Origin of the sequence: Streptomyces sp. NPDC006643, assembly GCF_042870175.1 — a bacterium.
Classification (GTDB): domain Bacteria; phylum Actinomycetota; class Actinomycetes; order Streptomycetales; family Streptomycetaceae; genus Streptomyces.
On sequence record NZ_JBIAHA010000025.1, the window covers coordinates 107,529 to 127,225 of the forward strand.

Consider the following 19,697-nt stretch of genomic DNA (forward strand, 5'->3'; position numbering starts at 1 on the left):
GTACGGCGCTGTCGCGGCGTGCCCGACCCGGGCGGGGTCAGGGCCGCAGCAGCACCTTCCCGGTGCCGGGATCGCCGCCGCCGACGAGCGCGACGGCCTCGGCGTACCGCTCCAGCGGGAATTCATGGGTGATCAGCGGGCCGGGGTCGAGCAGCCCCGCCGTGAAGGCGCGCACGGCGAAGGACCAGGCGGCCGACGAGGCACCGAAGACGCTGCGTACGGTCAGCCCGCTCAGCGACAGATGCACCGGGTCGATGCCGCTCGCGCCGGCCGCGAACATGCCGGTGAGGACAACCCGGCCGCCGCGCCGCGCCAGCAGACAGGACGAGGCCGCCGTGGTGGGCGCGCCCGCCGTCTCGACCACGAGGTCGTAGCCGCCCCGGCGGCGCTCGGCCTCCGCCGGGGCGAGGACCTCGTGCGCGCCGAACGCCACCGCGAGGGTGGTGCGGCCGGCCCGGGGCTCGATCACCGTCAGCTCACCGGGCGCGTACGCGGCGAGGAACTGCACGGCGAGCAGTCCGAGCGTGCCGGCGCCCACGACGGCGATCCGCTCGCCGGGCTCCGGGGCCCCGGCCCGTACGGCTCCGGCGACCACGGCCGCCGGCTCCAGGAGGGCGGCGGCCCGCAGATCAGCGTCGTCGGCCAGGGGGTGCAACAGCCGTGCGGGGACGGCGACATGGTCGGCGAACGCGCCCGGCCGGGTGAAGCCCGTCTCGTCGTAGCCGCCGGCGCACAGCGACGTGTCACCGGCCCGGCACCGCTCGCAGATACCGCAGGTGCGGAAGCCCTCGGCGACGGTACGTCTGCCGACAAGCGCCGGGTCCACTCCCCCGCCCACGGCCTCGACGGTCCCGGCCCATTCATGGCCGGGAGTGACGGGGTAGCGGACATACCCGGGGTCGCGGCGGCCGTGGTACACCTCGCGGTCGCTCAGACAGATCCCGGCGGCGGCGACCCGCACCAGCACCTCCCCGGCTCCGGGCACGGGGCGCTCTCCCACGACCAGCCGGTGGACACCGGGCTCGTCGACCACGACCGCCCGGCTCATCGGACCGCCTTCGGGTCGCGCTTCTCCCAGCCCTCGGCCCAGAGGTCGAACCGGGCCCGCTGCTGCGGGAATTCGGCCGCCGCGTCCGCGTCGAACCCGACGCCGAGGCCGGGCGCGTGCGACAACTCGAAGCAGCCCGTCTCGGGGTCGACCTCGGGCGCGCCCGTGACGATCTTCTTGATCTCCGCGTCGGCGAAGTCGTTGAAGTGCTCCAGGATCTTGAAATTCGGTGTGCAGGCGGCCAGTTGGAGACTGGCCGCGGTCAGTACGGATCCGCCGACGTTGTGCGGGGCGACCAGTACGTAGTGCGTCTCGGCGGTGGCGGCGAGCTTCCGCGTCTCCAGGATGCCGCCGAGATGACCGACGTCCGGCTGGATGATGTCGGCGGCCTGCGAGGCGAACAGCTCACGGAACTCGATCCGGTCATGGACGCGTTCACCGGTCGCGACGGGGATGTCCACCCGCGCGGCGACCTTGCTCAGCGCCTGAAGATTCTCCGGCGGTACGGGCTCCTCCAGCCACGCCGGTTCGTACGGGGCCATCTCGCGCGCCAGCCGTACGGCCGTCGCCGGGCTGAACCGGCCGTGCATCTCCAGCATCAGCTCGGTGTCGGGGCCGATCGCGTCCCGTACGGCCTCGATCAGCGACACCGCGTAGCGGGTCGCGGCCCGGTCCAGCTCGAAGTGTCCGGTGCCGAACGGGTCGATCTTCAGGGCGCGGTAGCCGCGCGCCACCACCGCCCCGGCTGCCTGGTGGTACGCCTCGGGGGTGCGCTCCGTGGTGTACCAGCCGTTGGCGTACGCCGGGACACGGTCGGTGACCTTTCCGCCGAGCAGCTGCCACACCGGGACGCCGAGCGCCTTGCCCTTGATGTCCCAGCAGGCCATCTCCACCACGGCGATGCCCGACATCACGATCTCGCCGGCCCGCCCGTAGTCGCCGTACTTCATCCGGCGTACGAGGTCCTCGACCGCGAACGGGTCGGAGCCCGCGATGTGGTTGGCCTCGGCCTCACGCAGATAGCCCACCAGCGCGTCGGTCCGGCCGAGCATCCGCGTCTCGCCGACGCCGGTCAGCCCCTCGTCCGTGTGGACCTGGACGTAGGTGAGATTGCGCCAGGGCGTACCGACGACATGGGTGCTGATTCCCGTGATGCGCACTGCGCTACCCTTCGACGCTGTTCGATATTTCGGCATGCGTTCGAAATGCTGGCGTGACCGTAAGCAGGCGGCCGAGGGGTGTCAATGGGGCGGGCAACGGCTAGCCTTCGTTCGTCACTCCGGTCATTGACCGGAGGACCGAACAACGAGAGGTGGGGGCGGACATGGGCCGGCTGGTCCCCGCGGTGACGCGGGCGTTCGACATTCTCGAACTGTTCCTGGAGGGCGAGGGGAAGCTCTCCGCGCCGGATGTCATCCGCCGGCTGGGGCTGCCGCGCACCACGGTGCACGAACTGCTCACCACCCTCGCCGCGCGCTCCTATCTGGAGGCGATCCCCGAGCAGCCCGGCCGCTACCGCCTGGGCGTCCGGGCGTACCAGCTCGGCAGCCGTTACGCGGAACAGCTCGACCTCGCCGCCGAGGGCCGGCTGATCGCGCGGGACATCGCGGAGACCTGCGACGAGACCGTGCACGTCGCGATCCTCGAAGACCTCGACGTCATCTACATCGCGAAGGTGGACTCGACGCACACAGTCCGCATGGTGTCGGCGGCGGGCCGCCGGCTGCCCGCCCACTGCACCTCGGTCGGCAAGATGCTGCTGGCCTCGCTCCCGGAGCCCGAACTCGACGCCCGGCTCGCGGGCGCCGAACTCACCGCCATGACCGCCAACAGCATCACCGACCCGGCCGTCCTGCGGGCGGCGCTGACCACGATCGGACGGCGCGGGATCGCGGTGGAGCACCGTGAGTCCAACGAGGACGTGAGCTGTGTGGCCGCGCCGGTGCGCGACCGACGGGGTCAGGTCGTGGCCGCGCTCTCCATCTCCGTACCGATGATCCGCTGGTCGGAGTCCCGCGAGGAGGAGCTGGCGGCCCTGGCCACGAAGGGCGCGCGGGCCCTGTCGGCCCGGCTGGGGCACCGGTCCGGCTAGGTCCTGTCCGGTGGACCACGGGCCGTGTCCTTCGGCACGGGCCGGAGAGACGCGGGTCACAATCGAAGCGGTGCTCGTCCATGTCACAGGGGGCCGGGCCGCCTCGTCTCAGGGGTGTAGGTACGGACGACAACCCCGAGGGAGCACGCCATGGACGCGCGACTGAACTACCGCACCAGCTCGATCGCCAAGAAGGTCATGGGGCACTTCATGGCGATGGGCAAGGTGCTCAAGGAGTCGACGCTGCCGATCGAGACGCAGGAACTGGTGGCGCTGCGCGTGAGTCAGATCAACGGCTGCGCCGTCTGCGTCGACATGCACACGAAGGAAGCCGCCGCCGCCGGCGAGACCGCCCTGCGGCTGAACATGGTCGCGGTGTGGCGGGAGGCCACGGTCTTCACCGAGTCCGAGCGGGCCGCGCTGGCCCTGGCCGAACAGGGCACCAGGGTCGCGGACGGGGCCGGCGGCGTCAGCGACGAGGTCTGGGCGAACGCAGCCAAGCACTTCGACCAGGACCAGCTCACCGCACTGGTGATCTCGGTGTCCTTCATGAACACGGTGAACCGGCTGAATGTCATCACCCAGCAGCCGGCGGGCGACTATCAGGCCGGACAGCTGCACTGAAGCGCCGGTGACGGGGGGCTCGGGGCCGGCTGTGGGCCCCGGGCCCCGGGTACGGAGGAGAGGGAAAGACGTGAGCAAGGTCGAGGAGTTCGAGGAGCTGCGGCCACTGCTGTTCTCCATCGCCTACCGGATACTCGGCAGCGTGAGCGAGGCCGAGGACGCGGTGCAGGAGACCTGGTTGCGCTTCGACGCCTCGCCGACCCGGCCCAGGTCGGTGAAGGCGTTCCTGTCGACCACGGTGTCCCGGATCTCCATCGATGTCCTGCGCTCCGCGCGGGTGCGGCGGGAGGCGTATGTGGGCCCGTGGTTCCCCGAGCCGCTGCTGAGCGATCCGTATCAGGATCCGGAGCGGGCGGTGGAGCTGGCCGACTCGGTGTCGATGGCGGCGCTGCTGCTCCTGGAGCGGCTCAGCCCGCTGGAGCGGGCGGTGTTCCTGATGCGGGAGGTGTTCGCCTTCGAGTTCCAGGAGGTCGCGGAGGCGGTGGGGCGTTCGGAGGCCGCGTGCCGGCAGTTGCTGGTCAGGGCCCGGCGGCACATGGACGCGGGGCGGCAGCGGTTCGCGGCGGACCGGGAGGAGCGGCAGGAGTTGGCGGCGCGGTTCTTCGACGCGCTGAAGGACGGCGATGTCGACGGGCTCCAGGATCTGCTCGCCGCGGATGTCCAGCTGGTCGGGGACAGCGGCGGAAAGGCTCCCCGGCTGTCGAAGGCCGTCACGGGCCCGGTGGGTGTGTCCAGGCTGCTGGGCAGGGGCTTCCACTGGCTGCTGCGGCTCGATGTGACGCTGGATCGCCGTGAGGTCAACGGCCAGCCCGGCGCGGTGTTCCGCGACCGGGACGGCAAGGTGGTCCAGGTCCTGGCACTGGATGTGCTCGACGGCCGGATCCAGACCATCCGTATGGTGACCAACCCCGAGAAGCTGGCCCACCTCGGGCCGGTCGGCGATGTGTGGGCGCTCGACCGCGAGGTGCGGCAGGCCCGCCGGGAGGCCCGCTGACCGGCCGCGGAGGTCAGTCCTCCAGGCTCCGCACGCTGATGGACCACGGGCCGTCGGAGCGGACGAAGATCAGGCACGGGCCGGTCAGCGGCGCCTCGCCGCGCCAGCGGCCGATGTGGTTGGCCAACTGGTCGAGAAACCCGCTCCCGTCCAGCTCGAAGGTGTCGACGAGGAAGTAACCCCCGTCGTCGGAGGTCGGGTCGCCCTCGTGCCGCAGCGTCGCGATCCCCGGGCCGCCTTCGTAACGCAGTACGTCCGAGGCGGGCCGCGCCGCCTCGGTGCCCAGGACCAGGGCCGCCGACACCGCGACGGCCTGGACCGACCAGGGCCCGTCGGCCTGGACCCGTACCGCCCGCACCTGCCGGTCGTCGGCGTTGACCAGTGACCGGCTGGCGAACGGGCCTTCGGTGTACACCAGTTGGCTCGCGGACCGCAGCCGCTCGTCCAGGGCGTCCACCACGAACTGTCCTGGCCCGTCATGTGTGAGCCGGAGAATGACCGGCCCCAGGTCCGGGGTCAGCCGGGCGACCTGATGGCCGTGACCGTCGATCCGTTGCAGCACCGGGCCATCCCCGGCCGGCGGTGGTGGTGGCGGCGCCCCGTCGGTCTTCACCACTTCCTGGAGCGGCGCCCCGTACGAGTCCCGCTCCGCCCTCTCACGCCGGAACCAATTCATCGCCTCCCCGGTGATGTCTGTTCCTCAGTGTCACATCACCAGGTCGGACCGGACAGCCATGGAGGACTTTCCACTCGTGCGTGACAAAGTATGGACGCTCCCGACAGAAGTCTCTAGTGTTTCGCTCGACCGTCGACCAATGCCGTTTCCGGCGAGCCGCCATGACGGGTCGTCAGTCGCACGAACGCACCGTGAACCGTGAACCGCCAGAGCGAAACGTCCGCATCCGCTGCCAGACCTCCGCATCCGGATCGAAGGGGCTTGCCCCGGCGGTGAACTCCGCCCAGGGGCCAGGGTGTTCTTCCCGGTGCGCGAAGTGCCAGGAGGAAGAATGGATCAAAGACCGCGCCGCCGACTGCGCAGATGTCTGCTCAGTCTGCTCGCCGCCTCGTTCCTCGCCACCGGTCTCATGTCGACCCCGGCCACCGCCGCCGATCCCGTCGCGGCCGACCCCGTCACCCGTGAGATACCGCCGCAGGAGCCCGGGGTCACCCTGCGCGTGTTCGACGTGCAGGTACCGCTGGAGAAGATCTGCGTCCTCAAGCCCGCGCAGACCCCGAACGTCGACAAGCTGATGCCCGTCATCGACTGGTCCTCGACCGACGACTTCGGCGGGATCGGTGACAACTTCGTCTCCGAGGTCACCGGCAACATCGACGTTCCGCAGGACGGTTCGTACACCTTCCGGCTGACCAGCGACGACGGTTCGCGGCTGCTGATCGACAACCAGGTCGTCATCGACCACGACGGTCTGCACGGCGCGGACCCCAAGGACGGCACGGTCACCCTGACGGCCGGTTACCACTCCCTGCGTATCGAGCACTTCGACCGCACCGGTGGGCAGAACATCACCCTGTCCTGGCAGCCGCCGGGCGCCTCCGGCTTCACCGTCGTGCCCAACTCCGTGCTCAGCACGGACGCCGACGTCGTACGGGTGACCGCGCCGGGCCGCAAGGAGTGCGAGGGCGTCAGGGACTCCCCCGGCGACGGGCTGCCCCTGAACAGCGTGCACCCCGGCTACACGCTCACCGATCTGCGGCCGAGCGGGTTCGAGCCGCAGGTCACGGCGATGGACTGGCTGCCCGACGGCCGGCTGGCCGTCACCACCTGGGGCGGCACCGACAACACGACGGGCGAGGTCTACCTCCTCAGCGATGTCACCGGCAGCACCGGTCCCGAGAAGGTGAAGGCCAAGAAGATCGCCGAGGGCCTGAAGGAGCCCCAGGGGATCAAGTACGTCGACGGTTCGCTGTACGTGTCGCAGAAGCACGAGCTGACGGAGCTTCAGGACACCGACGGCGACGATGTCACCAACACCTACCGCAAGGTGGCGACCTGGCCGTACGGCGGGAACTTCCACGAGTTCGCGTTCGGACTGCTCTACCAGGACGGCTACTTCTATCTGAACCTGTCGGTGGCCATCAACCTCGGCGGCGCGACGACGGATCCGCAGCCCGCGAAGAACCGCGGCTCCACGATCAAGGTCAACAAGGAGACGGGCGAGGTCAGTTATGTGGCCGGCGGCCTGCGGACGCCCAACGGCATCGGCTGGGGTCCCGAGGGCGACATCTTCGTGACCGACAACCAGGGCGGCTGGCTGCCCTCGTCGAAGCTGGTCCACATCAAGCAGGACCGCTTCTTCAACCACTACACCAACCCGGCGGGTCCGTTCGACGCCAAGCCCGTCACCAAGCCGGTGCTGTGGCTGCCGCAGAACGAGATCGCCAACTCCCCCAGCACACCTCTGCTGTTGAAGGAGGGGCCGTACGCCGGGCAGATGGTCTTCGGCGATGTCACCTACGGCGGCCTTCAGCGCGGGTATCTGGAGAAGGTCAAGGGCGAGTACCAGGGCGCGGTCTTCCGGATGACGCAGGGGCTGGAAGCCGGCGTCAACCGGATCAGCATGGGGCCGGACGGCGCGATCTACGCCGGCGGTCTGGGCGCCGGCGGCAACTGGGGCCAGGAGGGCAAGCTCCAGTACGGCCTCCAGAAGCTGACGCCGAACGGCGAGGACGCGTTCGACATCCTGGCGATGCGCGCGAAGCCCGGCGGCTTCGAGCTCGAATACACCAAGCCGCTCTCGGCCGAGACCATCGCCGAACTGGTGGACCGCTACGAGGTCCAGCAGTGGTACTACGCGCCGACGCCCGACTACGGCGGCCCGAAGATCGACGAGGAGACGCTGAAGGTCCAGTCGGCCACCGTGTCCGCCGACGGCAAGAAGGTCACCCTCGCGATCGACGGCCTCAAGTCCAACCGTGTCGTGCACCTGCGCTCGCCCCGGCCGTTCAGCGCCGAGGGCGGCGAGACACTGTGGAGCACCGAGGCCTGGTACACGCTCAACTCCCTTGTCGGTGACGAGCCGGCGAAGACGGTGTACGAGGCGGAGGAGGCCGCGCTGACCGGCGGCGCGCGGGTCGACACCGAGCACGCGGGCCACTCGGGCGGCGGTTTCGTCGACAGCTACGGGACACAGGGCGCCACCACCACGTTCGACGTGCGCACCACCAAGGCGGGCAAGTACGACGTCGGGCTGCGCTACGCCAACGGCCCGAACCCGTTCGTCGGGGACAAGACGGTGAGCGTCTACGTCAACGGGCGCAAGATGAAACAGACGGTCCTGCCCAGCACCGGCAAGTGGGACGGCTGGGCGACGAAGACCGAGTCGCTGCCACTGAGCCGCGGGGCCAACACCATCGCGTACCGGTACGACGAGGGCGACACCGGCCATGTCAATCTCGACCTGATCTCGGTCCATCCCAAGGACGGCCGCATCACGCTGTTCGACGGGAAGGACCGGTCGCAGTGGCAGCACACCGACGGCAGTGATGTCCGGTGGCCGTCGTCCGCCGAGAACTCGATGGAGGTCTGCTGCGGTGACATCCGCACCAAGCAGGCGTTCGGCGACTTCAAGCTGCATGTCGAGTTCCGGGTGCCGAAGCTGCCGCCGGACGTGACCGGCCAGGACCGCGGCAACAGCGGTGTGTATCTCCAGGAGCGCTACGAGATCCAGATCCTGGACTCGTTCGGTGTCGAGAAGCTCGCGAACAACGAGGCGGCGGCGATCTACACCAAGAAGGCGGCGGACCTCAACGCCTCGACGGCGCCGGAGACTTGGCAGACGTACGAGATCACGTTCCGCGCCGCCCGCTTCGGCGCCGACGGGAAGAAGACCGAGGACGCCCGCGTCAGCGTCGTGTGGAACGGCAAGACCGTCCACGACGACGTGGCCATCGACGGTCCGACGGGGGCCGGCGCGCCGGAGACCACGGCCACCGGGGCCATCCGGCTCCAGGACCACGGGAACAAGGTGCGCTACCGCAACATCTGGATCGAGCCCAAGGGGTAGCGGCCCCCGCGACTCCCCCGATCCCTCGCCCCCGGCCGGACACGGCCGGGGGCGAGGGTGCGTCCGGGGCCCCGCACTCGATCCCGTCAGGTTGATCCCATCAAGTCGATCTCGTCATGTTGATCTCGTCATGTTGACGATATGACCGCCCCTCGATATCGTCATCCAGACGAGAAGAGGTCATTATGGCTGACATCACCAAGCGCCTCGGCCGGCGCCATCTCCGCTCCGCCCCCACGGCCCATATCCGCCACCACCGGCGGGGCAGGCTCGTCCACGACGGTCCGGGGCTGAGCTTCTGGTTCCGGGCACTGTCCGCCGCGCTGTCCGAAGTGCCGGTCAACGACCGGGAGTTGGCGATGGCGTTCCACGCCCGTACCGCCGACTTCCAGGACGTCACCGTGCAGGCCACCGTGACCTACCGGATCAGCGATCCGGCGCTCGCCTCGGCCCGGCTGGACTTCTCCCTCGACCCGGACACCGGCGTCTGGCGCGGCGCGCCGCTCGAACAGATCGCGACCCTGCTCACCGAGACGGCCCAGCAGCACGCCCTCGACGTGCTGGCCCGTACGCCGCTGGCCGCCGCGCTGTCCGACGGCGTCGCCGCCGTACGCGACCGCGTCGACGCCGGGCTGGCGGCCGAGCCCCGGCTGCCCGCCACCGGGCTGGAGGTGGTGACCGTACGGGTCGTCGCCGTACGCCCGGAGGCCGAGGTGGAGCGCGCGCTGCGGACGCCGGCGCGCGAGCAGATCCAGCAGGAGGCGGACCGGGCGACGTACGAGCGGCGCGCCGTGGCGGTGCAGCGGGAGCGGGCCATCGCCGAGAACGAACTGGCCAGCCAGATCGAACTGGCCCGCCAGGAGGAGCAGTTGGTGGAGCAGCGGGGCACCAACGCGCGCCGTGAGGCGGAGGAGGGCGCGGCGGCCGACGCCGTACGCACCCAGGCCGAGGCACATCGGCGGATCCGGCTGGCGACCGCCGACGCCGAAGCGGCCCTCAGGGCCGGCGAGGCACGGGCGGCGGCCCAGGCCGAGTGGCTGCGGGTGCACGGCGAGGCGGACGCCGCGACACTGCGCGCGCTGGCCGTCGACCGGCTCGCCGAGAACCTGCCGCGCGTCGACAGTGTCACCGTCTCCCCCGACGTGCTCACCGGTCTGCTGGCGACACTGGGACGACGGGACGGGGAGCGGGCGTGAGCCTCGCGCCACGGGCCGTACTCGTCCATCGCACCACCGAGTACGAGGAGTTGCTGGCCCGGCACGGCACCCACGGCCAGGCCGCCTTCTTCCTCTCCTCCCGCGACCGGGACATCCACGAGGTCGCCGAGCGGCACCACCGCACCCACCGGGCGCTGATCGACGTGGCCGCCGCCGTGCCGCACCGGTGGCGGCAGAGCCGGGTCGAACGGGCGGACCTGGACCGGTTCCTCTTCGGCCCGGAGGATGTGGTGGTCGTGGTCGGCCAGGACGGGCTGGTCGCGAACGCGGCGAAGTATCTGTCCGGTCAGCCCGTGGTGGGCATCGACACCGATCCCGGCCGCAATCCGGGGGTGCTGGTGCGCCATCGCCCCGCCGACGCGGGCAAGTTGCTGGCCGAGGCGGCCGGCGGGCGGGGCGGCGCCGACGAACTCACCATGGTGGAGGCCGTCGCGGACGACAGCCAGCGGCTGCTCGCGCTCAACGAGATCTGTCTCGCGCCGGCGGGGCACCAGACCGTCCGCTACCGGCTGAGCGCCGACGGCCGCACGCCACCCGGCGCACCGGCCGCCCCCGAGGCCCAGGCGTCGTCCGGCGTGCTCGTCGGCACCGGCACCGGCGCCACCGGCTGGCTGCGCTCGCTGTGGCAGGAACGCGGCAGCGCGCTCGCCCTGCCCGGCCCCGCCGACCGCCGGCTGCTCTGGTTCGTACGGGAGGCGTGGCCCTCCCCCACAACCGGAACCGCGCTCGTCGCGGGCGAACTGACGCCCTCGGACCGGCTGCGCCTCACGGTCGAGTCCGACCGCCTGATCGCCTTCGGCGACGGCATGGAGTCGGACGCCCTGACGCTGACCTGGGGCCAGACGGTCCACGTCGGCGTGTCCGCGACCACGCTGCGACTGCTCGGCTGAGATGGCTGTACGGGGTGCGGCGGGGTTCAGGCCGGCGCCGCCGCGTCGCCGTGCCAGGAGCGCCACAACGCGGCGTAGGTCCCGCCGGCCGCGACGAGTTCGTCATGACTGCCGAGTTCCGTCAGGCGTCCCCCGTCCATCACGGCGACCCGGTCGGCGTCGTGCGCGGTGTGCAGACGGTGAGCGATGGCGATGACCGTGCGCCCGGACAGGACGGCGGCGAGGGCACGTTCCGTACGCCGGGCGGTCCTCGGGTCGAGCAGGGCGGTCGCCTCGTCCAGGACGACGGTGTGCGGATCGGCCAACACCACGCGCGCCAGGCTGAGTTGCTGCGCCTGCGCACCGTCGAGCCGATGTGCCCGCGCCCCCAGCTCGGTGTCGAGACCGTGCGGCAGCAGCCCCGCCCAGTCCGCACCGACGGCCGAGAGCGCGCGCGTGAGCCCGGCGTCCCCCGCGTCGGGCGCGGCGAGCAGCAGGTTGTCGCGGAGCGTCCCGGTGAAGACATGGTGCTCCTGGGTGACCAGAACGATCTGGCGGCGCAGGACCCCCGGCGCCAGATCCGTGACCGGCACACCCCCGACCGACACCGTGCCCGTGCGCGGGGAGTCCATCCCGGCGAGCAGTCTGCTCAGCGTGGTCTTGCCCGCGCCGGACGGGCCGACCACGGCGAGACGTTCGCCCGGTCGTACGGTGAGGTCGACCCCTCGGACCACGTCGCTCGTACCGTCGTACGAGTAGTGGACGCCGCGCAACTCGATCCGGTCGCCCGCCGGCCGCGCGGCGGGCCCGGCGGCCACCGCCCCCTCCACGGAGTCGAGTTGTACGCCCAGACCCTCGACGCGGGCGAACGACGCGCTGCTGGCCTGGAGTTGCTCCACCCACTGAAGGATCGTGTCCAACGGCTGTGAGAGCTGCCGGAGGTAAAGGACCGAGGCGACCACCGCGCCGAGCGTGACCGTACCGCGTTCGAGGAGTGGCGCGCCGACCAGCAGAACGCCGACCACGGGAATGACATGGGAGATGTCGACGGACGGAAAGAGCACGGTGCGCAGGAAGAGCGTGCGCACGCGGGCGCGATGGCTCCTCTCGATCTTCTCCAGCGCGGCGGCGACATGGCGCTCCTGAAGGCCGAACGCCTCGATGGTGCGGGCACCGGAGGCCGTCGCCGAAAGCTGTTCGGCCAACTCCGAGTTCGTCTCCCCCTGCGCCAGATACGCGGCGCGGGCCCGGCGCAGATACCAGCGGGTCGAGAACCAGATGCCGATGAGTCCGGCCAGGCCGCACACGCCGAGCAGCGGGTCGAGGAGGAACACGGCGGCGACGATCAGGGGTGCCTGTATGCCCGCGACGAACAGATCGGGGCCCGCGTCGCGCAGCGCGTTTCCGACCGAGCCGACGTCGCTGGTGCCGCGCACCGTCAGATCGCCCGTGCCGGCCCGCTCGACCACGGACACCGGCAGCGCCATGGCCCGGTCGACGAACCGCTCCCGGACGCGGGCCAGCGTCCGTTCGCCGAAGCGGTGTCCGATCAGCCGGGCCCAGCGGGCGAGGAGGAGTTGCACGACGGCGGATACGAGGACACCGACGGCCAGTCGGTCGACGGTGGTCACCGTCGCGCCGTCCTGGACCGCGTTGACGATACGTCCGAGGAGCCAGGGGCCGACGAGTCCGGCTCCCACGGAGAGGGCGTTGAGCCCGAGCATCGCGGCGAAGGCCCCTCGGTCCCGGCGGACCAGGTCGGCCGCCGCGCCGGCGAGCCGCGCCCGCCCGGCGACGGGCAGCGCCGGCTCGTTCCCCGTCCGATTCCGGGCGCTCATCACGCCGCACCGTCCGCGGCGTCCGCGTTCGCGGCGTACGCATTCTCGTCATCCGCGTTGTCGTCATCAGCCTTGTCGTCGTCCGCGTCACGGGACACCAGACGGCGGTAACCGGGCTCCGCGGCCAGGAGTTCGCGGTGCGTCCCGGTGGCCGCCACCCGGCCGTCGACCAGGTGGCAGACGGTGTCCGCGTGGTCGAGGACGAGCGGTGACGTGGTGGTGACGACCGTCGTCAGACCTGCGCGATGAGCGCGCAGCCGGGTAATGACGGCGGCTTCGGTGTGCGTGTCGACGGCGGACGTGGGCTCCACCGCCAGCAGGACCTCGGGCGCGGCCAGCAAGGCCCGCGCCAGCCGTACGCGCTGACGCTGCCCACCGGACAGGTCACGCCCCTGCGTGGCGATGGCCGAATCGAGCCCGTCCGGCAGACCTCGGACGATGTCACCGGCCATCGCCGCGTCCACGGCAAGTGACAGGGCTTCGTCCGGATGATCGAAACGCCCGCCGATCGCGTCGCGCAACGGGCCGGCGAACAGGGCGGCCTCGCTGTCGGCCAGCAGGATCCGTGCACGCACCTGGCTCAGCGCGATGTCGCGGAGCGGCACTCCACCCCACAGGACCTCCGAGTCGACAAAGCGACCGAGCCGTTCCACCACCAGTGCGGACTCCCGCGGGCTCGCGCCGGCCAGCGCGGTGAAGCGTCCCGGCAGGATCTCGAGACCTGAGGCGGGATCGCACAGCACCGACGGTCCGTCCGGTGCGTCAAGACCGGCCGAGGGGTCTTCGGAGTGCGGCCGGAGAGCGAGGAACCGGACCAGCCTGCGGGCCGCGACCTGGCCGCGGCTGAGGTCCTGCCCGCCCTCGATGAAGAACGCCACGGGGACGACGAGCACCGCCGCGTAGCCGTAGACGGAGACCAGCTGGCCGGTGGTGAGCGAGCCCTCCGCGGCCATCCGGGCAGCGAGCCAGGTCACTGCCGCGAGGAATACGGTCGGCAGCCCCACGGCGAGCGCCTGGATCCAGCTGGTGACCGTGCCGACCCGGTATCCCTCGGTCCGCAGCGCCCCCGAATGCTCCCGGTACCGGGCGGCGTACACCTCCTTGCCGCCGAGACCGCCCAGCACGCGCAGTCCTTCGACCAGGTCGACCAGGCGGGTGGTGAGGAGTCCGTACCGGTCGCGGTAGGCGGACTCGACACCCCGCAGGCGTCCCAGCAGCGGGCCGACCAGCACCGCCAGTACCGGGACCCCCAGCAGGACCACCACGGCGAGCGGCGGTGACACGGACAGCAGCAGGACCGCCACGACGCCGTACGCGAGCACGGCGCCGACGCCCGGTCCGGTGATGGTCAGGACGTTGGAGATCTGCACGACGTCGGTGAAGCCGATGGTGAGGACCTCGCCGGACGTCATGTGCCGCGGCAGTACGGCGCCGAGTCGGGTGGTGTGCTCGGTGACGACGCGTATCGAGCGGAACGCGGCGTCCATCCGTACCCGTGTCATGACGCGGTGGCGCATGACGGCGAGCCACGCGTTCAGCACCCCGACGCCCAGGAGGGCGCCTGTCCAGCCCAGCAGCGCCGACGAGTTGCCGGTCGTCAGGCCGTCGTCGATGGCACGTGACAGCAGATACGGAGGCGCCATCAGGGCCACCATCCATCCGCTGCCCAGGAGTGACCCGGCGAGCACCCGGCGGCGCTGACTGACGATCAGCCACCAGATGTAGCGCAGGGGGCCGCGTATGTCGGGGACCCCAGGGTGCCGCGAGGGGTCCGCCATCGGATGGACCCGGGCGGGCCGGGGCGTACTCGCCGGTCCCGCCCCCTCTGTCGCTCCCCCCGGCACGGCGCCCCCTCGGTTTCGGTCGATCAATCGCGGTCGAACACGATCGAACCTAGCCGGGAGTACACAACAGGCGGACCCGTTCCAGCCGTTCCGGGCACGGCCCGGCCCCGAGGTCTTCCCGGGACCGGGCCGGACCGGGCCGGGCCGGGCCGTGCCGTGCCGTGCCGGGTGACTGTCAGGTCGCGTAGACGCTCAGTCCGGACAACTGCCCCGCCGGCCAGCCGCTGTTGGCGGTGATCTGCACCCGTACGTACCGGACGGTCGCCGCCGACGCGAGGGTGATCGTCGCGGCGTTCCCGCTCGCCGGGTCGAAGACGCGGGCGGCCGGGGCACTGAGGGTCGCGAAGCTCGACCCGTTCGTGGAGCCGAGGACCGACAGTGTCTGGGTGCGGGCGCCCCAGGCCGGGTTCGGCGGCAGGGACAGGACGAGCCGGCGCACCGGCAGGGCGGAGCCGAGATCGATCTGGATCCACTGGGGGAAGGCGTTGTTGGCGCTTTCCCAGTAGCTGTTGCCGTTGCCGTCGACGGCGTTGCCGGGACCGTAGTTCTGGGTCTGGCTGCTCGCGGTCGCGGCCCTGCTCAGCGCGAGGTCACCGGTCGGCGGGTTGGGGCCGCCGCCGCCCGTGACCGGCGGGGTGGGGCGGGTCGGCGTCAGCGCCAGCTCGCCCTTCAGCATCCGGCCGCCGTCACCGGTGAGCCGCAGGTAGTAGTCCGCCGAGCAGGCCGTGCCGTCCTCGTCCAGCGCCCGGATGCCGGAACCGGCCGGTACCTGCGCGGCGGTCTCGGCGGTCTTGGCGATCTGGTTGCCCTCGTTGTACTCGTCGAACATCGAGATGTAGATGCCCTGCACGCCGATCCGGCACATGTTGTAGAACTGCCGCCACATGAAGTCGCCGTGCGCGCGGTGGCCGGACTGGAGGTCGCCGGGCAGGACACAGGGCTGGTAGTCGATGCCGTTGGCGTCGCAGTGCGCCTGGTCGGGCGTGTTGACGTTGGCGTAGAAGTTGTCGGCGCCCGCGATGTCCCCGATCCGGCCGACCATCCACGGCGAGAGCATGTCGAAGGCCAGATACACGTCCATGTAGCCGGGCCGTGAGTCCTCGATGCCCCGGCGCCAGTGCGTGGGCACGCCGCCCATCACGTAACACCCCTGCGCCTTGAACCAGTTGACGACGTCCAGACAGACGGCGGCCGACCAGGTCTTGTTGGGTTCGTTGAAGCCGAAGCCCCAGATGCCGACGACCGGTTTGCCGTTCTGCTTCGCGTACGCCGGGGACGCGGTGAGCGCCTGCATCTTGGCGAGCCAGTCCGCCTTCATCTCCGGCTGCATGTTCGTCCACGCGGTGGCGTCGTACATGACGTAGAACTTGCGCCCGTACTTCTCGGCGGCGCTGCGTACCTTCACCGCCATGTCGTCGCGGGTCGCGCCCTCGCCGCCGTTGGGGTTGAAGCGCTGGAGGGCCGCGGTGTCGATGCCGAACTGCTGCATCCAGGAGAAGTGCGTGTCGACGGTCTGCTGGTCGTACGAGGAGAACAGCGCGGCGGGCTGCCCGTTGCCGAGCGCCGGGTAGGCCGTGCGGTAGGTGTGCGTGTAGTCGCGCACGTCGGGCCAGCTCACGATCGCGGTGTTGCTCGGGGACGGAGACTGGCCCCAGTTCTGCGACCAGTGCCACCAGCCGTTGATCGGCGCGCCGTCGCCGGAGCAGGCGAACCAGCCCTGGTAGCCGACGGTGATCTTGCCGACGACGTCTCCGGGTGGGGAGGCGGCCTTGCCGGCCGCCTGTGCGGTCCCGGTCTGGGCGGCCAGTCCTGCCGCCGCTCCGGCGCCGGCTATCGCGGACGCGATGACGGTGCGTCTGGAAAGTGCCACGGGGTTCCTCGCAATCGGCTCTGCGTGTGGAGGTGCGGGGAAGAGCGGCATGCGGCGGCATGCGGAGTACGCGGTACGGGGCAGCGCCGTACGCGTCCCGGCGCACGGTGCGGCCCCCCACAACGTAGGGACAGGAAACGCCACCGGCAAGACAGGGAGCTGGAAATTATTGACCGATCCGCGTCACGATCCGAAGCACACGGCGAAATTACCGCTCATGCGGTGCTCGGACCGGAACGCCGCCGGAGGTCAGGCGGGCAGCCGCGGACGCGGCGGCCGGGAACGGCCCGGTCCACGAACGCGTCCCCTCAACGCCGCCCGGTGGCAGCGCAGCTGACGGATCGACAGCAGGGTGAGGAGAGGGAAGGCGACGACGCCGGTCACGCTGGTCCACAGCGTCCGCTCGCCGGGGGATCCCGCCCACAACGCGGAGACGAGGCACGCGACGGCGAGCACGGACATACCCGCGTACGCCCAGCGGACCCAGGTCAGCAGATCGGCCTGTTCCTCGGTCAACGGATAACGGCTCGTCCCGGGCTTCGAGGTGGTGGTGGCCATGCGCTGCGCCTACCCCCGAACGCCGCCGCTACCCACGTTCGGTCTCCTTCACACGCGGCGGCACGGAGCAAGTCCCTGTCAGACACCGGCGGCCGTCGAGCCGCGGCCGTCCGCACGGCGCGAGAATGCACCCATGTCTCTCGACGCGCGCGTCATCGCCGCCGCCTGGGCCTTGTCACCTCCGCCGCGCGCCAACTGCCGCAGGTCTTGCGCTCGTTGGATGCCTGGACCGCACTGCTGCGATGACCGGACCGCGCGGCGCCGTCAGACGATCTCACCCGCGCACGACGCGTGGGCCTGGCACGCGTAACAGCTGTAGCGCAGGCATCCGGTGCACACACCGATGTTCTCCAGCCGGAAGGTGTCGTGGCAGCTCTCGCAGACCGCCCGCTCACGCAGCATCGCGTCCCAGCCCTTGCTGCCGCCGAGGAAGTCGTACGAGGCGGTGACGTACTCGTAGGACGCGATGTCACCGTTCGCCCGATGCCCGAGGTACCAGGAATACACCGTGAAGAACGCCTTGCCGGACAGCAGTTGGTCGCTGTTCCGCCCGCCCCGGACCCACTCCTCGTGGAGCTGCCCGACGCGCTCTTCCAGAGGCATTCCGGCGCGGAGAACGGCGTGGTTGTTCGTCATCGCCGCATTATGGGGCGTCAGCGGACGACGTCGGCGAGCGGGGTGGCGGGGCGGTCCGTCAGCCGGGTGACGTGGTCGGTGACCCCGGCCAGTTCGCCCGCCGCGATGGCGGTGTAGGTCGAGACCCAGGCGTCGAGCTGCCAGTCAGGGGCGCCGTACGAGGCGCGGGTACGGTACGCCTCCGCCACCGACTGCGGCCGGTAGCCGACCGTGCGCCCGGTGACCCCGGTCAGCACGGCGGCGATCTCGCCGAGCGTCAGCGCCTCGGGACCCGTCAGGTCGTAGGTCGCACCCGCGTGGTCGGGAGCGCCGGTCAGGACCGCGGTGGCGGCGCCGGCGATGTCGTCCTGGGCGACGACGGCGACGCGCCCCTCGCCCGCCGGGCCGCGGATGACACCGTCGTCGCCGACGAGGCCGGGCGTGAAGTCGGCGTAGAGGTTGTCCCGGAGGAAGGTGAACGGCACGCCGCAGGCCCGGATGTGCTGCTCGGTGTGCCAGTGGTCGCGGGCCAGGGTGAACGTCGCGTCGGGCGCGGCGCCGTAGAAGGAGAGATAGACCAGATGGCCGACGCCGGCCTCGGCGGCGGCGTCCACGAAGGCGCGGTGCGTGTCCACCCGGTCGGCCGTCTCGGTGGCGGAGACCATCAGCAGACGGTCCACGCCCCGCAGTGCCCGGACGACGGCGGCACGGTCGCCGTACGAGCCGGGGACGGCGGTGGCGCCGGGCAGCCGTGGCGCGCGGGCCGGGTCGCGGGCGAGAAGCGTCTGCGTCGCCCCCGCGTCGGCCAGTCGGCGGGCCACCCGGCCGCCGAGACCGCCGGTGGATCCGGTGACGGCGAAGGTGGTGTCCGGCGGGAAGGACGGCATGGTGCTCCTGATCTCGTGTTCTCGTCCCGGCGAAGGAGAGGGCGGCTGATCCGTACCCCGCACACACATATCAGCCGACGGGCTGCGGACAGGGAAATCGTTGGAGGCGGGGTCCGCACGGTGATGGGATGCGGAGATGGGACATCAGGAGCCGGACATCGTGGACCGGGGCCGGTTCGACACTGCTCTGACGCCGTGGGAGCGCGTGGAGTGGCGGGACGCCGCGCTCGCGTGGGCCGAACGGGAGCTGACGGCGCACGGGCTGCGCGTGACCGGGCCCCGCCGGGTGCGGCTGCGGCCGTGGTCCGTGCTGGTACGGCTGCCCGTCGAGGAGCACGGCGCCGTGTGGTTCAAGGCCAACCCGCCCGCCGGGGCGTTCGAGGCGGGGCTCGCGGAGGCGTTGGCCCGCTGGGTCCCGGAGCATGTCCTGACGCCGCTGGCGGTCGACGCCGGGCGTGGCTGGTCGCTGCTGCCCGACGGGGGCGCGCTGTTCAGGGACGTACTCGGCCGTGGCCCGGCCGACGCGCGGGCCTGGGAGGAGCCGCTGCGTCAGTACGCCGAGATGCAGCGGGCCCTGGTTCCGTACGCCGCGCGGATCGAGGCGCTGGGTGTCCCGGGCGCCCGCACGGACGCGCTGCCGGGCATCTTCGACCGGCTCGTCGGTGGGAACGCGGTGCTCGACGCCGCCGAGAAGCGCCAACTGCGCGCGGCGAGGCCCCGGTTGGTGGACTGGTGCGCCGAGCTGGCGGAGATCGGTGTCCCCGACTCGCTCGACCATTCCGATCTGCACGAGGGCCAGTTCTTCGCACCGGGGCCGGGCCGTGCCACCTTCTTCGACTGGGGCGACGCGCTCGTCGGTCCCCCGTTCTCCAGCCTGCTGGTCCCGGCGCGTGCGGCCCGTGAGCGTTACGGCTCCGAGGTACTGCCCCGGCTGCGGGACGCCTACCTGGAACCGTGGTCCGGCACCGGCCACCACACCCCGGCCGACCTGCGTCGCGCGGCGGACCTGGCGTGCCGCCTCGGGGCGATCGGGCGGGCCTGCTCGTGGGGGCGTCTGTTCGCGGCCGGGACGGGCGACACGACCGACGGCGTTACCGATGGCGAGACCGGCGGCGCGACGGGCGCGGCCGGCACCGCCGCCGAGAGCGCCGCCTACTGGCTGCGCGAACTCATGGCCGGAGAGCCCTGAGTCCCGCGACGCGTCGGGGCAGGCATC

Annotated in this window: 16 protein-coding genes; 7 read left to right on the forward strand and 9 right to left on the reverse strand. The window is 71.4% G+C overall.

The window, feature by feature from the left end; genetic code table 11:
* Positions 1-37: 37 nt before the first annotated feature.
* A complete protein-coding gene (locus ACFYNU_RS30165) occupies positions 38-1,048 on the reverse strand; it encodes an alcohol dehydrogenase catalytic domain-containing protein (RefSeq protein ID WP_356594299.1) in 1,011 nt (336 codons plus the stop codon).
* Entirely contained in the window at positions 1,045-2,208 is a 1,164-nt protein-coding gene (locus tag ACFYNU_RS30170; protein WP_356594297.1) for a mandelate racemase/muconate lactonizing enzyme family protein, read from the reverse strand. Before ACFYNU_RS30170 ends, ACFYNU_RS30165 begins: the two co-directional genes overlap by 4 nt.
* 164 nt (positions 2,209-2,372) lie before the next feature.
* Here ACFYNU_RS30170 and ACFYNU_RS30175 point away from each other — a divergent pair, with 164 nt between their 5' ends.
* The 3 genes from ACFYNU_RS30175 (at position 2,373) to ACFYNU_RS30185 (ending at position 4,758) form a co-directional block, all read left to right on the forward strand.
* Positions 2,373-3,140, forward strand: a complete 768-nt coding sequence (locus tag ACFYNU_RS30175; protein WP_356594295.1) for an IclR family transcriptional regulator — start codon at positions 2,373-2,375, stop codon at positions 3,138-3,140.
* Between the two features lie 150 nt (positions 3,141-3,290).
* A complete protein-coding gene (locus ACFYNU_RS30180; protein WP_356594293.1) occupies positions 3,291-3,764 on the forward strand; it encodes a carboxymuconolactone decarboxylase family protein in 474 nt (157 codons plus the stop codon).
* A gap of 70 nt (positions 3,765-3,834) precedes the next feature.
* Positions 3,835-4,758 carry an RNA polymerase sigma-70 factor gene (locus ACFYNU_RS30185; protein WP_356594291.1) on the forward strand — a complete coding sequence of 308 codons (924 nt, stop codon included), beginning with the start codon at positions 3,835-3,837 and terminating at the stop codon, positions 4,756-4,758.
* Between the two features lie 13 nt (positions 4,759-4,771).
* Here ACFYNU_RS30185 and ACFYNU_RS30190 read toward each other — a convergent pair whose 3' ends face one another.
* Positions 4,772-5,434 carry a hypothetical protein gene (locus ACFYNU_RS30190; protein WP_356594289.1) on the reverse strand — a complete coding sequence of 221 codons (663 nt, stop codon included), beginning with the start codon at positions 5,432-5,434 and terminating at the stop codon, positions 4,772-4,774.
* Positions 5,435-5,765: 331 nt separating this feature from the next.
* Between ACFYNU_RS30190 and ACFYNU_RS30195 the strand changes: the two genes are divergently transcribed.
* The 3 genes from ACFYNU_RS30195 (at position 5,766) to ACFYNU_RS30205 (ending at position 10,890) form a co-directional block, all read left to right on the forward strand.
* Positions 5,766-8,783, forward strand: a complete 3,018-nt coding sequence (locus ACFYNU_RS30195) for a family 16 glycoside hydrolase (protein WP_356594287.1) — start codon at positions 5,766-5,768, stop codon at positions 8,781-8,783.
* Positions 8,784-8,968: 185 nt separating this feature from the next.
* Positions 8,969-9,979 carry an SPFH domain-containing protein gene (locus ACFYNU_RS30200; RefSeq protein ID WP_356594285.1) on the forward strand — a complete coding sequence of 337 codons (1,011 nt, stop codon included), beginning with the start codon at positions 8,969-8,971 and terminating at the stop codon, positions 9,977-9,979.
* Positions 9,976-10,890: a hypothetical protein gene (locus ACFYNU_RS30205; protein ID WP_356594283.1), complete on the forward strand. Its 915-nt coding sequence runs from the start codon at positions 9,976-9,978 to the stop codon at positions 10,888-10,890. The genes ACFYNU_RS30200 and ACFYNU_RS30205 overlap by 4 nt, the downstream gene beginning before the upstream one ends.
* 26 nt (positions 10,891-10,916) lie before the next feature.
* On the opposite strand, the gene ACFYNU_RS30210 is transcribed toward ACFYNU_RS30205, so the two are convergent.
* The 6 genes from ACFYNU_RS30210 to ACFYNU_RS30235 form a co-directional block, all read right to left on the reverse strand.
* Positions 10,917-12,707, reverse strand: coding sequence for an ABC transporter ATP-binding protein (locus tag ACFYNU_RS30210; protein ID WP_356594281.1), 1,791 nt, complete (start codon positions 12,705-12,707; stop codon positions 10,917-10,919).
* Positions 12,707-14,485 (reverse strand): ABC transporter ATP-binding protein, encoded by a 1,779-nt coding sequence (locus ACFYNU_RS30215; RefSeq protein WP_356594279.1) that lies wholly within the window; start codon positions 14,483-14,485, stop codon positions 12,707-12,709. The genes ACFYNU_RS30210 and ACFYNU_RS30215 overlap by 1 nt, the downstream gene beginning before the upstream one ends.
* Positions 14,486-14,726: 241 nt before the next feature.
* Positions 14,727-16,472, reverse strand: a complete 1,746-nt coding sequence (locus ACFYNU_RS30220) for a discoidin domain-containing protein (protein ID WP_356594277.1) — start codon at positions 16,470-16,472, stop codon at positions 14,727-14,729.
* Positions 16,473-16,670: 198 nt separating this feature from the next.
* Entirely contained in the window at positions 16,671-16,979 is a 309-nt protein-coding gene (locus ACFYNU_RS30225; protein ID WP_356594275.1) for a hypothetical protein, read from the reverse strand.
* 264 nt (positions 16,980-17,243) lie between these two features.
* Complete coding sequence (locus ACFYNU_RS30230; protein WP_356594273.1) at positions 17,244-17,615, reverse strand: hypothetical protein; 372 nt, start codon at positions 17,613-17,615, stop codon at positions 17,244-17,246.
* A gap of 17 nt (positions 17,616-17,632) precedes the next feature.
* Complete coding sequence (locus ACFYNU_RS30235) at positions 17,633-18,481, reverse strand: SDR family oxidoreductase (RefSeq protein ID WP_356594271.1); 849 nt, start codon at positions 18,479-18,481, stop codon at positions 17,633-17,635.
* A gap of 136 nt (positions 18,482-18,617) precedes the next feature.
* Between ACFYNU_RS30235 and ACFYNU_RS30240 the strand changes: the two genes are divergently transcribed.
* Positions 18,618-19,670 (forward strand): aminoglycoside phosphotransferase family protein, encoded by a 1,053-nt coding sequence (locus ACFYNU_RS30240; protein WP_356594269.1) that lies wholly within the window; start codon positions 18,618-18,620, stop codon positions 19,668-19,670.
* Positions 19,671-19,697 lie beyond the last annotated feature (27 nt).

What these genes read in the sequence shown, in the direction of transcription:
- ACFYNU_RS30240 (WP_356594269.1), top strand. Translation starts at nt 18,618, where the DNA reads ATGGGACATCAGGAGCCGGACATCGTGGACCGGGGCCGGTTCGACACT.
- ACFYNU_RS30215 (WP_356594279.1), bottom strand. Translation starts at nt 14,485, where the DNA reads ATGGCGGACCCCTCGCGGCACCCTGGGGTCCCCGACATACGCGGCCCC.
- ACFYNU_RS30220 (WP_356594277.1), bottom strand. Translation starts at nt 16,472, where the DNA reads ATGCCGCTCTTCCCCGCACCTCCACACGCAGAGCCGATTGCGAGGAAC.
- ACFYNU_RS30195 (WP_356594287.1), top strand. Translation starts at nt 5,766, where the DNA reads ATGGATCAAAGACCGCGCCGCCGACTGCGCAGATGTCTGCTCAGTCTG.
- ACFYNU_RS30210 (WP_356594281.1), bottom strand. Translation starts at nt 12,707, where the DNA reads ATGAGCGCCCGGAATCGGACGGGGAACGAGCCGGCGCTGCCCGTCGCC.
- ACFYNU_RS30165 (WP_356594299.1), bottom strand. Translation starts at nt 1,048, where the DNA reads ATGAGCCGGGCGGTCGTGGTCGACGAGCCCGGTGTCCACCGGCTGGTC.
- ACFYNU_RS30190 (WP_356594289.1), bottom strand. Translation starts at nt 5,434, where the DNA reads ATGAATTGGTTCCGGCGTGAGAGGGCGGAGCGGGACTCGTACGGGGCG.
- ACFYNU_RS30175 (WP_356594295.1), top strand. Translation starts at nt 2,373, where the DNA reads ATGGGCCGGCTGGTCCCCGCGGTGACGCGGGCGTTCGACATTCTCGAA.
- ACFYNU_RS30235 (WP_356594271.1), bottom strand. Translation starts at nt 18,481, where the DNA reads ATGCCGTCCTTCCCGCCGGACACCACCTTCGCCGTCACCGGATCCACC.
- ACFYNU_RS30200 (WP_356594285.1), top strand. Translation starts at nt 8,969, where the DNA reads ATGGCTGACATCACCAAGCGCCTCGGCCGGCGCCATCTCCGCTCCGCC.
- ACFYNU_RS30230 (WP_356594273.1), bottom strand. Translation starts at nt 17,615, where the DNA reads ATGACGAACAACCACGCCGTTCTCCGCGCCGGAATGCCTCTGGAAGAG.
- ACFYNU_RS30180 (WP_356594293.1), top strand. Translation starts at nt 3,291, where the DNA reads ATGGACGCGCGACTGAACTACCGCACCAGCTCGATCGCCAAGAAGGTC.
- ACFYNU_RS30225 (WP_356594275.1), bottom strand. Translation starts at nt 16,979, where the DNA reads ATGGCCACCACCACCTCGAAGCCCGGGACGAGCCGTTATCCGTTGACC.